11 protein-coding genes are annotated in these 13,873 nt (G+C 69.6%); 6 read left to right on the top strand and 5 right to left on the bottom strand.

All coding sequences use genetic code 11. From position 1 onward, the window contains the following. Positions 1-28 precede the first annotated feature (28 nt). A complete protein-coding gene (locus tag DSM104329_RS12565; protein ID WP_259315784.1) occupies positions 29-1,129 on the top strand; it encodes a DUF4238 domain-containing protein in 1,101 nt (366 codons plus the stop codon). A 43-nt stretch (positions 1,130-1,172) separates the two neighbouring features. Here the strand turns inward: DSM104329_RS12565 and DSM104329_RS12570 are convergent, their stop codons facing one another. The 4 genes from DSM104329_RS12570 to DSM104329_RS12585 form a co-directional block, all read right to left on the bottom strand. After that, positions 1,173-2,237 carry a hypothetical protein gene (locus tag DSM104329_RS12570; protein WP_259315785.1) on the bottom strand — a complete coding sequence of 355 codons (1,065 nt, stop codon included), beginning with the start codon at positions 2,235-2,237 and terminating at the stop codon, positions 1,173-1,175. Positions 2,238-2,753: 516 nt separating this feature from the next. Beyond that, the gene (locus DSM104329_RS12575) at positions 2,754-3,791 is read right to left on the bottom strand and encodes a DUF4238 domain-containing protein (RefSeq protein WP_259315786.1); all 1,038 of its coding nucleotides are present in this window, start codon (positions 3,789-3,791) and stop codon (positions 2,754-2,756) included. A gap of 135 nt (positions 3,792-3,926) precedes the next feature. Next, positions 3,927-5,495 carry a hypothetical protein gene (locus DSM104329_RS12580; RefSeq protein ID WP_259315787.1) on the bottom strand — a complete coding sequence of 523 codons (1,569 nt, stop codon included), beginning with the start codon at positions 5,493-5,495 and terminating at the stop codon, positions 3,927-3,929. Between the two features lie 191 nt (positions 5,496-5,686). Then, entirely contained in the window at positions 5,687-5,911 is a 225-nt protein-coding gene (locus DSM104329_RS12585; RefSeq protein ID WP_259315788.1) for a hypothetical protein, read from the bottom strand. 273 nt (positions 5,912-6,184) lie between these two features. Here DSM104329_RS12585 and DSM104329_RS12590 point away from each other — a divergent pair, with 273 nt between their 5' ends. Together DSM104329_RS12590 and DSM104329_RS12595 are read left to right on the top strand one after the other, a co-directional pair. Beyond that, complete coding sequence (locus tag DSM104329_RS12590) at positions 6,185-6,592, top strand: hypothetical protein (protein WP_259315789.1); 408 nt, start codon at positions 6,185-6,187, stop codon at positions 6,590-6,592. A 77-nt stretch (positions 6,593-6,669) separates the two neighbouring features. After that, on the top strand, positions 6,670-7,482 hold the full coding sequence (locus DSM104329_RS12595; protein ID WP_259315790.1) for a hypothetical protein: 813 nt from the start codon (positions 6,670-6,672) through the stop codon (positions 7,480-7,482). A 272-nt stretch (positions 7,483-7,754) separates the two neighbouring features. On the opposite strand, the gene DSM104329_RS12600 is transcribed toward DSM104329_RS12595, so the two are convergent. Beyond that, positions 7,755-7,964: a hypothetical protein gene (locus DSM104329_RS12600; RefSeq protein ID WP_259315791.1), complete on the bottom strand. Its 210-nt coding sequence runs from the start codon at positions 7,962-7,964 to the stop codon at positions 7,755-7,757. 309 nt (positions 7,965-8,273) lie between these two features. On the opposite strand from DSM104329_RS12600, the gene mobF reads away from it, so the two are divergent. From mobF to DSM104329_RS12610, 3 genes are all read left to right on the top strand, one after another. After that, positions 8,274-11,561, top strand: a complete 3,288-nt coding sequence (gene mobF / locus DSM104329_RS12605) for a MobF family relaxase (RefSeq protein ID WP_259315792.1) — start codon at positions 8,274-8,276, stop codon at positions 11,559-11,561. Between the two features lie 282 nt (positions 11,562-11,843). Further along, positions 11,844-12,080, top strand: a complete 237-nt coding sequence (locus tag DSM104329_RS29105) for a helix-turn-helix transcriptional regulator (RefSeq protein WP_407655884.1) — start codon at positions 11,844-11,846, stop codon at positions 12,078-12,080. 93 nt (positions 12,081-12,173) lie between these two features. Then, positions 12,174-13,409 (top strand): tyrosine-type recombinase/integrase, encoded by a 1,236-nt coding sequence (locus DSM104329_RS12610; protein WP_259315793.1) that lies wholly within the window; start codon positions 12,174-12,176, stop codon positions 13,407-13,409. The last annotated feature ends 464 nt before the right edge of the window (positions 13,410-13,873 follow it).

The raw sequence follows: 13,873 nt of genomic DNA on the forward strand, positions 1-13,873 counted from the left end.
TGTCCGGCCGCAGGCGTACCTTGGAGACGTGGCCGCGCGTCACCACTACCTGCCCAGGTTCCTGCAGCGCCGCTTCGGTTGCGACCCCGCAGATCGCAACACGACGGTCGTCCGCATGGACGTGTCGACCGGCGAATGCCGCGCGGTCCACCCTGCCAAGGAGGCGTCGCTGGACCGCTACTACCGCCTGACCGACAACAACGCCAAGAATGAGGACGGTGTCGAGGGGCTCCTCGGTCGCATCGAGTCGGCCGCGGCGCCCGCGATCACCAAGGTCGTTGGCTCGGGCGGCGAGCCGCCCGAGCCGCGCAAGCTCGTGGGCCTTGCAAGGTTCGTCGCGACACTGGCGTTCCGCACGCCGGACGCGCGCGCCGACCTCGCGGCCGCAGACATCGAATTCTCTAAGCTCGCGGCACGGCAACTGTTCTCCGACCCGGCTGCAACGCGGCGCGCCCTGGGTCCCGACGCGACTTACGAAGCGGTCGCCAGGTGGCAGCGCAAGCTCCTGGACGGCTTGCGCGACGGGAACATCACCTTCGAGCGCGATCCGGTGCGCGAGATCGGCATGATGCTGCGCGCTGTGGAGCCATTGACCCAGTGGCTCATCTCGGCAGCGTGGTGGGAGCTGCTGCGCGCCCCCCAGGGCCGCCAGTTCGTGCTGTCCGACGCGCCCGTCGCTCACCGGGACCCGACGCCACCGCTCGATGGTGCCGGCGCCGGCTTCAACTCCTCGCCCGGGGCGATGACGGTACTGCCGATCGACCCGGTCGTCGCGCTGCTCATCCGGCCTGCGCCCGACGGTCTGCTGAACTGGGTAGCTCGGGACGTTGGCGAGGCGCTCGTCGACGACTTGAACCTGCTCATCTACGCGCAGGCTGGCGAGGCGGTGTACGCCTCGTCCCGGCAGATCCTTGAGGAGGTGCGCGCCAACGCGCGGCGCGATCCGCAGCGCGTCGTTGAGCTCAGGCGCCGGCGCATGCGCGTGTGGGTCGGCGAGCTGGGCCCCAAGGACGCGCCCGGCCAGGGCGGCGTGCGCGAGTTCACCGGCAGAAACCGCGACGGCACGGTCACCGCATCGATGCGGGTCTCCGCCGCGCAGGAGGCCGATGCGCTGCGACGCGCGATCTGAGGCGTCCTTTTCGCCTCAGAGTTAGAGCGCCAGCAGGCCTCGCTCAGCCACCGGGTCGGCGCTCCACTACGTCGGGATCGTCGTTGTCCAGGATCCAGTCGTCGAAGTCGATGTCGCCGATCCGTACCGGTTGCCCACCATACGAAGCGGGACCTCGGACGTAGGTGGCGAGGATCTCACGCACACACATGCGAAAGACGCGCACCGCGATCTCTGCATGCGGGCGGACGCCACGCCAAAAGAGCAGGGTGTCCGCAGGAGTGTCGATGTGGCCGTGCACGAGCGCGTTGCGGACGTTGTAGAAGTCCGAGGCCCACTGTTGCGCGAGCGTGTATTGGCCTGGCCCGTTGAAGAGCGACACCGTCTCGGCGCCGCGGCTATACGGGTCAACCCACTTGCCAATGCGCGCGACGAACTCGCGGCGGTTGGCGAAGTCCAGCAGCGCTTCAAGCGCGATGTTGAGATGCACCAGGCGCCAGAGCCCCTTGTACATTTCGTTATCCGTCAGGGCGTAGAAGAAGCTCTCCAGCGCCAGCCACAGCCGTCGTAACTCAGCCGCGTCGTCCCGGCTGATAAGGAGCCCCAGGGATGTGACGAAGTCGTTGTCGGGCCGGGTCGGCACAAGGCTCGTTGGCGTCCAGGGCGGGCAGACGAACTTCATCTTTACGCCGTCGCCGAAGCCCGTCAGCTTGCGGCCGCTTTGGACCGCGATACCGCCGGACCCGTCGAGCATCTGGTGGTAGAGCAGGAAGTTGTCCGATGAGCACGGCAACACCGGGTTGTGGTAGCCGAACGCCAACGACGAGAATGCGAGCGCGTAACCGGCTCGACGCACCAGTGTCCGTTCGTCGTCGGTGAGCGGACGCAGCGAGAATGATGAGTCGATCGTCGCGACGACGATGCTCCGCACCTCGTCCTGCTCTGGCCATGTCAGGTACGCGCGCTTGACGCGGTCCAGTCGGTCCCGGTCGACTGTGCTGAGCGTGACTGGCAGATCGTCGGCCGGGTAATCAAAGAAGAGGACCGGTCCGAGCTGAACAGGATCGCCGATCCGTAACCAGGGCATGAAGCCGATCTCGGCAAGCGGCCGCGGGCTTGACGTGGTCATACCCGCGAAGCTAGGGCGTGCACCGGCGGATCCGCGCGTAGGCCTGCCAGGCGCGCGACGCTCGCCGGCGATTCGGCGCCCAAGCGCGCCCCTGCGTGGCTTCGGCACGCCTAGCCCCGCTCCCGAGGCCCGCCCGCCAAGCTGTTCGACGGCGTTCCCCCGAGGCCGGCCTCTGCGGTGACTGCGTGAGCTTCGGTGAGCAGTCTCGGCTGGGCGCCTACCGCAGCCCATTGAAGCGAGTCGTCACCGATCACCTGTTCGAGTCCCTCGACGTGCGCGATGAAGCCCGCCAACGCGACGTCGACGGCTATCGCGTGCCGTCGCACCGCACCACGTCGTGCTGGCGACTGGCGTGCAGCGGCTATCTCGGACTACGGCCATGGCACTCGGCGCCCAGTCGGCCGCGGTGGCGAGTGGAGATCCGCAACGCGGGGACGCGTACACCGCGCTAACCGGTGGAGCGGTTCCTCGGCGTACGTGGGCCGGGATCGTGCACCCGCGGCGGACTCAGACGCGTCACAGCGAGTAGCTGGACAGCACCTGGGCGTGCTCGCCCTCGTGCCGCACGAAGGAGTGCTTCAGCCCCTCGGTCGTCTGCGTCATCCAGGCCGTCACGACTGCGCGATCTTCGACGCCCCGAGCGCGGTCGAGCGTCCTCGTCTGCAGCCACGCGGTGGTCGCGTCGAGCCGCGCGCTGTTGCGGATGTCGTAGGCCGGGAAGCTCGCGGCCGACACGGCGACTGGTCGCGCGTCGATCCCGCGCGGCGTCGTCCCGGGCCGCCAGAACCTGTGCGTTTCGGCCTGGGCCCAGGCGCCGTGGTTGAACGCGGCGAGCTGATGGCGAGGCGCGTCGTGGCCCGGAACGCGATCGTCCGCGTCCGCCCAGGTGAGCAGCAACGCGTCACGCGGGTCCAGCGGGACGCGAACCTCAAGAGATCCCAGAAGGCTGACGTCGACGTGGCCGCCGGCGTCGGTGCGCGACCAGGCCGCTTGCGTGATCGGGTGGTCGGAGGACACGAGCTCCGGACGGGAGAACCGCAGCAGAGCCCAGTGCATCTGCCCGATGATGGACGCGACGGTGCTGACTGCGTCGAACATCGAGTCGAGCTCGAAGTCCGCCTCGCGCAGCTCCTGGCGGCCCGCTCTCGTCAGCCAGGCCAGCAGCGGGGCTTCGCGCTCCATCTCGTCGAGGAACCGGCCGACCATCCCGGGGATCTCTCCCCGCTGTCTCGGACTGGCGCAGAGGATCATCGCGATCCACAGCGCAACCCATGCGCGCTCGCCGGCGTCGGTCAGCGGCCATCTCTGGCCGAGCTGTCGGATCAGAGGGAGCGCGCGCGTCTCGATCGCGCCTCGCTCCGTCTCGGCGACGGCCGCCGGCCGCGACCCGTCGGGCGAGGGTGAGGCCGCGTAGAACTTCTTGCGCACCCCGACCTGACTGGGCGGTAGCTTCAGCCGCTGCCCTCCGTCGACCAGTTCGCATTCGACGACGTCGTCGACGGTCCAGTTGCGGATGTATCCGGCGCTGATGACGTGGTTACGGTCACGATCCATCGGGCGGCCCGCCTTTGCGCCTGCCGTCGCGCTCTTGAAGGTCATCGATCGGGAAGTTCGACGCGGTAGCGCCTCTCGTCTGACGCGCAGCGGAGCAGGACGGGCCAGCCACGCAAAGCCTGATGGTCGAGGTCCTCACGGCTTCGAGGGGTGCGACGGGTTCGGACGGGTCGCGAACCGTATTGGCGGGCCTGCCTGCCACCACACATCGAACTGGTCGCGCCAGGCCTGGACGTCGCCGAACGGCAGCTCGGACACCGTGGTGAGCCGGCCTTCGCGGCCGTCGGGCTTGGGCAGGAACGTCGCCGGGGACCCGCCGACGAGCAGCCCGGTGTCCCCGACGATCCAGATGCGGTCGTGAAGCACGTTGGTGCCGTGCTCGAGCCGCCGGAACTCCAGCCGGCGCGCGGGAGAGCACGCCTGCGCATCGGCCGACAGCTTTGCGGTCAGCGCACGAATCGGCCTATTGAGCTCCTCGAGGAACTCGATCACCGCGGGGGCCGTGTCGCCTGCGAGCAGCTGCGGGTCGACGATCAGCAGCTCGCCGCTTCGGTACGAGAGCCGCGACCGCAGATAGTCGCGCAGCTCGCCTCGGTTCGACCATCGCCTCCGAGCTGCCGCGAGGCGCGCCTCGGCGGCCAGGGAGTTCGCCAACTCGACCGCCTCGTCGCTCTCGGCGGCGCTCGGCGTCGGGCGTCGCTCGCCGATGACCGACCGCGACCCGGGCGCCGCGGCAGCCTCCGCGTGCCATGTGAGCTCAACGGACTCGATCCGGCGGACCAGTGGCCGCTCGTCGAGGAGGCGGCCGTCAGGGCTCATCAGCGACACGCTCCACGAGGTCCGGTGCGGTCCTCGCGGAAGGCGAACCGCGATGGTGCGCCGATTCCAGGCGAGCATTCTGGGCTCGGGCCCGTCGTCCCGCTGGTCGCCGGACGGCAGATCGGTGATCCGGACCTGTTGGGCGAGCAGCGGGCGCTCCTCTCCGACGCGGAGCAGCAGCGAGCAGCTCACCGGGTCGATCCGGTCCGCGTCCCAAGCGACGGAGATGATCAACTCACCCGTGTCGAAGTCGGGGTACACGTCGGCGATCCACGCGTCGCCCAGGACCCGGCCGATCGCCACCCGGTTGACGGGCGCGTGATCGGGATGGCCCAGCCAGGCGATGCCAGTCAGGCGCTCCGGCCAGTTGGTCAGATAGCGATGCTTGGCGACCTCCGCGAGATCTCGCCCGCGTGGCAGGTGCGGCGGCGACTGGACTTCCCAGGCCGGCTGCGTTAGCGGCGCCGGCGGCGTCTCGAGGTCGGCGATGACGGCGAGGACCGGACGATGGGTGCCCGCGACGAGCGCTCGGTCCTCGTTCGTCGTTTCGGTCGGGATCAGAGTCGGTGGACTCCAGCTCGACGCGGCGACCTGCAGCGCGGCCCACGGCGCCTCGAACGCGCCCGATCCCAGGCGAGCCACGACGTCGTCCCACTCGTCAGGTGCGACCGGGGCGCGCATGATCCGAACGCCCAGGAAGGGCTCGGCGATGAACACGGGACCGAGGTCGAAACCCTCAGCGTCGCCGCGAGGCCTTGCAGTGGGCGGTTGCAGCGACCCCCAGCGGGTCCAGCTTGTCGTCGACAGCGCGAGTGGGACCGTCAGCAGCGCACCGGCGGCGAGCTTCCACCGGCCTTCATCGAGGAACGCGATGGCCGACCACACGCAACCCTCGTCCTCTGCGGGACGCAGGGCTGGCGGGGCAACCAGGTGTGGAGGACAGGGCGCCGCGCTCATCGCTTTGGGGTGCGACGTTCTAGCGCACTTCGTCCGAGAGCGGCGCGTCCGCGGCGGAGCTGTTCCCGCCGCGAGACGGATGGAGGGGTTCGTAGCCTTCAACCACTCGCTCTCGGCCGTTAGGTTGCGCCACGCGGCAGGCTTGCCGATGGGGCATACGAACACCGGTCGTTGCGATCGATATGCCGCGCAAGGTCGTCCAGGATCTCCTTGGCGGTCCACTCGCTGACGATGAGCCACGTCGACAGCATGATCCTGCGGCAGTTCGCGTACGCCCCGATCTCGGTGATGAGGTCCGCGTAGTCGGCGCTCGTCTCGTCACAGCCACGGAGATCGTACGTCACTAGATAAGTAGTCTCCATCAACAGGATTCTGTTGAGCGGCGACCGGACGCGCAACGCGTGCAGGTGGGCGGACTTCGCAGTTTCCGCGTGACGCCGTCCGGGTCACCGCGATCGACGAGGCTTCGATCGAACCCGCGTCATACCTCGGCGTTCATCGCCCGCGTCCGCAACCGGGCAGGTCACGCCGATCGCAGGCGCGCCGGCGTAGCACGCCGCTCGACGAGCGCGCTGACCAACCGCGATTCGGTCGCTCAAGATCCGTAATGTGTTGCCGTGCCCAAGCGCCTGTGGGATCAAGATGGCGTCTCGGTCTGGTTCCACTACACGACGCCGGATCTTGCACTCGGGATTCATCGGTCACGCAAGTACATGGTTCTCGATCGCGAGGACGCGCGAGGCAACGGACTGCACGTGACGAACATCGCGCCCGAGCAGCTTTCCGACGATGACCTCCTCAAGCGTCTCTTCGCCAAGCAGAGGGCGGTCGTCAATATCGAGGGCGTCCTGGTGTTGCGCCGCGACCCGAAGATCCTCCCGGTCGAGAAGTCCTACGGGCCGGGGAAGTGGCTGCATCCAAGCCCACGCAAGTCCGTGATCGACCTCGCGCCGGTGTACTTGGGGATCGGTATCCGGCAGAAGGACGTGTGGTTGTGGACGGACGGACTGATGCTCGGCGCGTGATGGGCTCGGTGGTGATCCGCCCGGACGCCAGGTCGGATGAAATGTACTTTTGAAAGTACGGTTGCTACCATCTCCTCATGGCCGATCTCCCGATCATCCGCCCCGACGCGACGGGCTACACCTACGACGGCGTGTCCGTCGATGGCTTCGCCGATCGGCCTGAGCTACCCGATGGCACCCGGCAGGTGATCGCGGCGATGGCCGAGGCGGTGGCGCCGCAGACGCTCACCGCTCTCCAGCGAAAGCTCGCACGCCTGCGCGCGGACGAACTGGCCAACGACTGGCTGCTGGAGCTGCTGACCGAGGATGCCGCACAGATCGCCGACGCCGACGAGCGCGGCGACTTCGCGGATCTCACCGCGGAGGAGTACCGGCTCTGGCGCTATCCCGGGGACCATCCTGACCTGCCCGACGACGCGTTCTACCCGCTCGGGATCGGTCATGCCGCCGCCCTCGCCGGCGCAAAGAGCTTCGTTCTGCGCCGGTGGGTCGACGCGGGGATCGTCCCCGCCGTCCGAGTCGGCGCGCGCTACCACTTCTTCTCTGCGGGGACCCTGCAGGCGCTGCTGCTCGCCAAGCGCAACAAGCAGGAGATCGCTGCGCTGCTCAAGCTCGTCAAGGGCGACGACGAGTCAGCCTCATGGGCGCGGCTGATCGGCCGCACCCTCGAGGTCAAGGCCCGCACCGTCGCCAGCTACGCCACTCACACCGAAACCGCGTCAGACCTCGAGGCCATTGGGGGCAGGCTCGTCGAGACCAGTGACGCGTTCGCCCACATCAACATGACCGAGCTCGCTGAGCTCTCGGACCCAGACGAGATCTCCACCGCGGCCTTCAGCAACGCCCTCGCAACACGCAAGAAGGCCAGCCGCGAGCTCGCGGAGTACTGACTCGACTTGTCGACCAGGTGTGCGGTCGCGCTGGCGGCGCCGCTGTACAAAAACGGTGCTCCGGCTGTGCAGACCTCGGCGCCAAGGCCAGTCGGATCGCGCGCAGAGGAGGTCCGCCCCGGCCGGCGAAGCCCGTTCAGCGCCCGAAGCGCTCAGGTCCGTGCGTGAGATCCCGGCGGAGTCGTGTGTCAGCACCCCCCGCCGACGCTCCCAGATCCAAGCGCAGCTCGGCTTCATGAAACGCTCCTCGTACCGGCGAGCCCGTCGACGCGTCATCGCGGCGGGGGTCCGGGCCCGCGGTCAGCCGTCCGTCGACGAGGGGCCGCGGGGGTGTCGAGGTCGCGCGTCCAGATCATCTGCGGTCCGTCGCCGAGCAGGTCCCAATGCCGCTCGGTGAGGTCCTCGACGTGGAGCCACACGGTGGCCGGATACCGCAGGTGCAGCAGGCCGGTCGGAGTCGCGCCATCGTCGAGGTCGATCAAGTGTGGAGTCAGCCGGCCGCGCCGAAGTACGAGGCCGCCAGGACGTCGGCGCCACCGGCTGCGCATCCAGCATCCCGGCGGGTGCATTTGGGTGGTCGGCTGCGGGGGAGCGGAGGTGAGCGGCGTCGATGGGGAGTCGCGGCGGTGGTGCGGGAGTCGGCGGCGAGGATCGAGGGGGGCGCGGTGGGCGGCGGCCGTGGGGGTCGGTGTGGTGGCTGGTCGCGTGTGGCGAGTGTGGTGGCGGTGAGGGGGCGGGAGCGGGGGTGACGGCTGGTTCGGGGGGCGGGGGGTCGGTGGCGGCGTGGGGGTGTGAGGGTGCGGGTGCCGTCTGGATCTCATGCGCGCGTGTGTGGGGATCTGCTGGTGTTGAGCATTGGCAAGCTCACGCGCGGCGCGGAAAGCGCGCGTTATTACGAGCAGTCGGTCGCGACCGGCCGGGAGGACTACTACACCGGTGAGGGCGAGTCGCGCGGCGAATGGGTCGGCGGCGGCGCGGCGACGCTCGGGCTCGAGGGCGACGTGGCGGACGGCGAGCTTGAGACGCTCCTGGTGGAGGCGCGCCATCCGCGGACGGGTGAGCCGCTGCGGCCCGGGGGCGGGTTCGCGGTGCAAGGCTTTGATCTAACGTTCTCGGCGCCGAAGTCGGTGTCAGTGTTGTTCGCGGCCGGCGACGAGCAGGTCCGTACCGCAGTGGTGCGCGGTCATGAGGCGGCGGTGCGTGACGCGCTGGGCTATCTGGAGCGTGAGGCGGTCCAGGTCCGGCGCGGCGCCGCGGGCGCGGTCAAGGAGCACGCCGGCGGGCTGATCGCGGGGGCATACCGGCATCGCACCTCGCGGGCCGGTGACCCGCAGCTGCACACCCACGTCGTGGCGGCCAACCTGGCGCAGGGTGCTGATGGGCGCTGGACGGCGTTGCATGCCGCGCCGTTGTACGCGCACGCCAAGACGGTCGGCTACCTGTATCAGGCGGCGTTGCGTGACCAGCTGAGCCGGTCGCTGGGGGTGCAGTGGGGTCCGGTGGTCAAGGGGGCGGCGGAGATCGAGGGCATGCCGCGGGAGGCGCTTGAGCACTTCAGTCAGCGTCGCGCGGAGATCCTCGACGCCCTGCACGTTCGTGGGTTGCAAAGCGCGGCCGCGGCCAGGGCTGCGGCGTTGGAGACCCGTCAGGCCAAGACGTACGGGGTCAGCCAGCACACGATCTATGAGCGCTGGCAGGCCCGAGCAGCTGAGCACGGCCTGACGCGCGACATGGTTGCCGGCGTGCTTGACCGCGAGCCGGTCGAGACAACCGACGAGCAGGTGCGCGCGGCGGCGCAGTTGATGGCCGGCAAGACCGGCATCACGGCGCAGGCGTCGACCTTCGGTCGCCGTGAGGCGCTGCAGGCATGGGCCGAGCTGCACCCGTCGGGTGCCGACGTGGCGCGCATCGAGGCACTCGCGGATCGCTGGCTGGCCTCCGACCTCGTGGTGCGTGTCGATGGCGAAGCCGGGCCGGTGGCGCGCTCGCAGGTCATCTCGACCCGCCACGGCGCGCGGGTGGCCGTGGTCGAGGATCGCTACAGCACCCCGGACATGCTCGCCACCGAACGCCGACTCGTCGAAGCCGCCGCCGCCAGGGTCGGCCAAGGCACCGGCGTCGCGGACGCGCAGAACGTGGCCGACGCGCTGGCCACCCGCCCGTATCTCGCCGATGAGCAGCGGGGGATGGTCCGCGCACTCACGTCGTCGGGAGACGGGCTGCAGGTGGTGCTGGCCAAGGCGGGCGCGGGCAAGACGACCGCGCTCGACGCGGCGAGGGAGGCGTGGCAGCGCTCCGGCCTGCTCGTCCAGGGCACCGCGCTGGGCTCGTATGCCACCAACGAGCTGCGCGACTCGGGCATCCCGGCGTGCACGATCGCCCGCCTCCTGGTCGACATCGACGAGCACGGCCTGGCCCGGGGGTCGGTGTTGAGCGTCGATGAGGCCGGCATGGTCGGCACCCGCACCCTCGATCGTCTCGCCAACCACGCCGAGCGGGCCGAGGCGAAGCTGGTGCTGGTTGGTGATGACAAGCAGCTGCCTGAGATCGATGCTGGCGGCGCGTTCCGCGGTCTCGCCCGACGGCTCGGCGCGATCGAGCTGCACGACAACCGCCGCCAACACGATCCCGAAGACCGCCGCGTCCTGGATGCCCATCGTGCCGGCCGACCCGACGAGCTCATCGATTCCCTGGCGCGTCGCGGCCGCATCACCGTCGCGCCCGACGTCCAGCAGACCCGCCAGGCGCTGGTTGCCGATTGGTGGCAGGGCGCCCAGGCGGAGGGCATCGAGCAGGTCGCGATGATCGCGCTGCGCCGCAGCGAGGTACGCGAGCTCAACCACCTCGCCCGCCACAGAATGCGCGACGCAGGTCGCCTGACCGATCGCGAACTCCATGTTGATGGCCGCGCGTTCGCGGTGGGCGACCGCGTCGTGACGCGCACGAACGCGCCGTATCTCGGTGTCGTCAACGGCAGCCGCGGCGAGATCACCCACATCCACGACGACACTGCCATCACGTTGCGCCTCGACGATGGCCACACCGTCGACCTTCCGCCGCGCTATGTCACGGGCTGGCGTGACCAGACGCCGAATCTCGATCACGGCTACGCGATCACCGCCAACGGCATCCAGGGCGGGACCGTTGAGCGCAGCTACGTCCTCGCCAGCGAGGAGGCATTCCAGGAGTGGGGCTATGTCGCGGCCAGCCGCCACCGCGTCGAGACGCGCTTCTACGTCACCGCCTCCGATTCGCAGTCCGACCAGCTCGCGCTGGATGGCACGCCACCGACCGATCCGCTGCGCGACATCGTCCGCGCGCTCGGCCAGTCGCGCGCCAAGGGCCTCGCGATCGACGCCGCCGCCCAGGGCGAGCTGCGGACCATGCCCGACGATCGGCTGCGCTCCGAAGCCGGGCACCTGCGCTCGATCCTCGAGACCGCACCGACCGCGGCGGCACACAAGCTCGACGTACTGACCAGCGAGCGCTCGCGCGTGGCCGCCGAGGTCGAGCGCTCAGCCCAGACACTGGACCAGACGTCGGCGCAGCTCGCTGGCGCGCGGTGGCGCGAGCGACGCGTGCTGCGCGAACGCGTCGCGGGCGCACACCGCGCGGCCGCGACCTGGCGCGAACGCCTCGCTCACGTCGACCAGCGCATCGCGCAGGTGCGCGAGCACCTGGGCGACCCCGACGCCTGGCTCGACGACCGCCGCCACGCCATCGGTCGGCTGGCGGCCGTCGAGACCGAGCTCGCGCGCCGCGAGCACACCAGGCGCATCGAGGCGCTGCGGTTGGTCACGATCGACCCGCCCGCCTACGTCACCCAGGAGCTCGGTCCCCGGCCCGAGGAATTCACCCTGCAGCGGCGATGGGACCAAGGGGCGCGCACGATCGAGAGCTACCGCCAACGTCACGGCCATCACCTCGCGCCCGACCAGCCCGGACTTGGTCCGCCGCCCCGCGTTGACCGCGAGCGCCGCGTCTACCACGCTGCGGCCCGCCGCCTCGATGACGTCAAGTCCGAGCTCGGCCTGCAGCCGCCAACGTGTGGCCCGGTCGCGCTCGATCGCGGCCGGTAGCCCCGGACGCGCCAAGTTGTCGCGCGGGTCGCAACAACGCTCCGGCTCTGGCTCGAAGTAGATCCGTAACCAGGCTGTTCATCACCGCTCGCGCCGCCGCAGCGCCCAGCACTCCGCTCGGTACGCGCCTCCCACGCGGCCCGGGTCCGCTTCGATGCCACCCTAAGCCGATCCACAGCTTGCTCCCTGCTGGTGGTGGCCGTCGCGCGTCCCACGTTGTCCCCGCACCGTACGTGCGTCCATCGCGGGCGGGATGCTGTCGAGACGTGCCGTCTGTTCGGCATGTTTGATCATCTCGATGCCGCTCAAGCCCCCGACCGTCTCCTCGATGCCGGGGAGGTCGCGGAGATCCTGCACGTCGCCCGCTCGTGGGTATACGAAGAGACTCGGCTCGGGCGTATGCCTCATGTGCGCCTGGGCCGGTACGTGCGTTACCGGCGCGCCGCGATTGAAGCGTGGGTCGCGGACCTTGAGGGCGACGGCGCGGTCCGGCGGGGATCACGTCGCGTGGCCACGTGAGATGTCCGCCGCGCACGTGAGAATTGGGAGCCGAGACGAGGTGGCCGGGCGGCGCGCGAACGCCCCCGGCCTGGCACAGGAGGGGTAGCTCCCATGCAGGCGCAAGGTAGCGCGAGACGCGCATACGGGTCCGGCTCGATCTTCGAGGTCGACGGCACCTGGTACGGCAAGTGGCGAGTCAGTGGGCGTCAGGTGAAGCGCCGGCTCGGACCGAAGCGCACGCGTGGCGAGGCCGACGGGCTGACGAAGGCGCAGGCTGAGGCACGGCTGCGCGAGCTCATTGCGAACGTCGGGTCGGAAGACCTCCGGGCGCGCGGAACCAAGGGCCGCGCGCGGCACGGCTACACGATCCAAGAGCTCGGCGACCTCTTCATCGAACACGCCCGTGAGCACCGCGGGCTGAAGAAGACGACGCTAGATGACTACGCCATGCATCTACGCATCCATCTCGTGCCGTTCTTCGGCGACACGCCGATCCAGGACATCGACGCACGACGGATCGAAGCGTTTGCGGCGCACCTGAGCGCCAAGAAGGGCCAGGGACGCCGGGGTGGGCAGAGCTTGTCACCGAAGTCGGTCCGCAACTACCTCGGCAGCCTGAGCGCGCTGCTCAACTTCGCGGTCCGCAAGAAGTGGATCGCGGCGTCGCCGATGAGCGCCATCGACCTGCCGACTATCACCAGAGACGCGCCGCTCGAGGAACTGACCTTTCTCGAGCCGCACGAGGTCGCCCGGCTGATCGCCGCATCCGTGGAGGGCGAGTACGAAGAGCTGGATCGGACGCTCTACGTGCTCGCCACGTACACCGGTCTGCGGCAGGGCGAGCTGCGCGGATTGCGGTGGCAGCACGTCGACTTCGAGCGATCGCTCATCCACGTGCTCGAGAGCGTGACGCGGGGTCGCCGATCGAGCCCGAAGGGACGCCGGCGGCGATCCGTTCCGCTCGCGGCGACGGCTGCCGAGGCACTGCTGCAATTGCGCGCGGTCAGCAAATGGGTCGGCCCGGAGGACGCCGTCTTCGCGTGCCCCTCTACCGGACACCCGATGGCTCGCGCCGGGATCATGCAGCGCTACCGGCGAGCGCTTGTCGCGGCAGGCCTATCGCCGACCTTCTCCTTCCACGACCTGCGCCACACGTTCGGGACGACGATGGCGCGCCGCGGCGTCCCCGTCGGCACCATTCAGGCGTGGATGGGGCATGCCGATCTTGCAACCACGCAGCTCTACATGCACTACGCGCCGGCCGCCCGCGACGCGCAGATCATCGACGCGGCGTTCGCCCCGGAGTCAGACGCCAACGCGCCCGCGATCGATGCCGTCGTCGCATAGCCCCGGCGGCCGATAGCGGCCGGATTCTCCGGTACCAATCGAGTACCAATTTGAGCGGATCTGACCGAACTGCGGGCACCTCCGACCACCAGAGAAGCAAGTCCTAGAGCCAAATTCGCCTGGCGGCCGCGTCTTCGAGCCCAGTATCGCCCACTCACGAAACCCCCGAGGACATCGGGGGTTTCGCCGTTCTCGGGTCGGTCCGTGGGCCCAACAGGGGCCCATTTGGCGGCATCGGCAGGGCGCGGAAACGCCCGGACCCGTCGCGCCACCCTCCGGTAGGCCGGTTGTATCACTGTCCAGTTGGATCACGGTTGGATCACGGGATGATCCAACTGAAAGACCCCGCATTCCCACGGGTGTTTTCGCACCCCGCGCCTCCAGTTGGATCACGCGTTGAAACTCCCCGCGCGGGCGAGCCCGGCCGCCCCTCCCGGCGAACCCGGTTGGCGCCACAGGGCCGC

It is taken from the genome of Capillimicrobium parvum (genome assembly GCF_021172045.1).
Classification (GTDB): Bacteria; Actinomycetota; Thermoleophilia; order Solirubrobacterales; family Solirubrobacteraceae; genus Capillimicrobium; species Capillimicrobium parvum.

What these genes read in the sequence shown, in the direction of transcription:
- DSM104329_RS29105 (WP_407655884.1), top strand. Translation starts at nt 11,844, where the DNA reads ATGTTTGATCATCTCGATGCCGCTCAAGCCCCCGACCGTCTCCTCGAT.
- DSM104329_RS12595 (WP_259315790.1), top strand. Translation starts at nt 6,670, where the DNA reads ATGGCCGATCTCCCGATCATCCGCCCCGACGCGACGGGCTACACCTAC.
- DSM104329_RS12575 (WP_259315786.1), bottom strand. Translation starts at nt 3,791, where the DNA reads ATGGATCGTGACCGTAACCACGTCATCAGCGCCGGATACATCCGCAAC.
- DSM104329_RS12610 (WP_259315793.1), top strand. Translation starts at nt 12,174, where the DNA reads ATGCAGGCGCAAGGTAGCGCGAGACGCGCATACGGGTCCGGCTCGATC.
- DSM104329_RS12570 (WP_259315785.1), bottom strand. Translation starts at nt 2,237, where the DNA reads ATGACCACGTCAAGCCCGCGGCCGCTTGCCGAGATCGGCTTCATGCCC.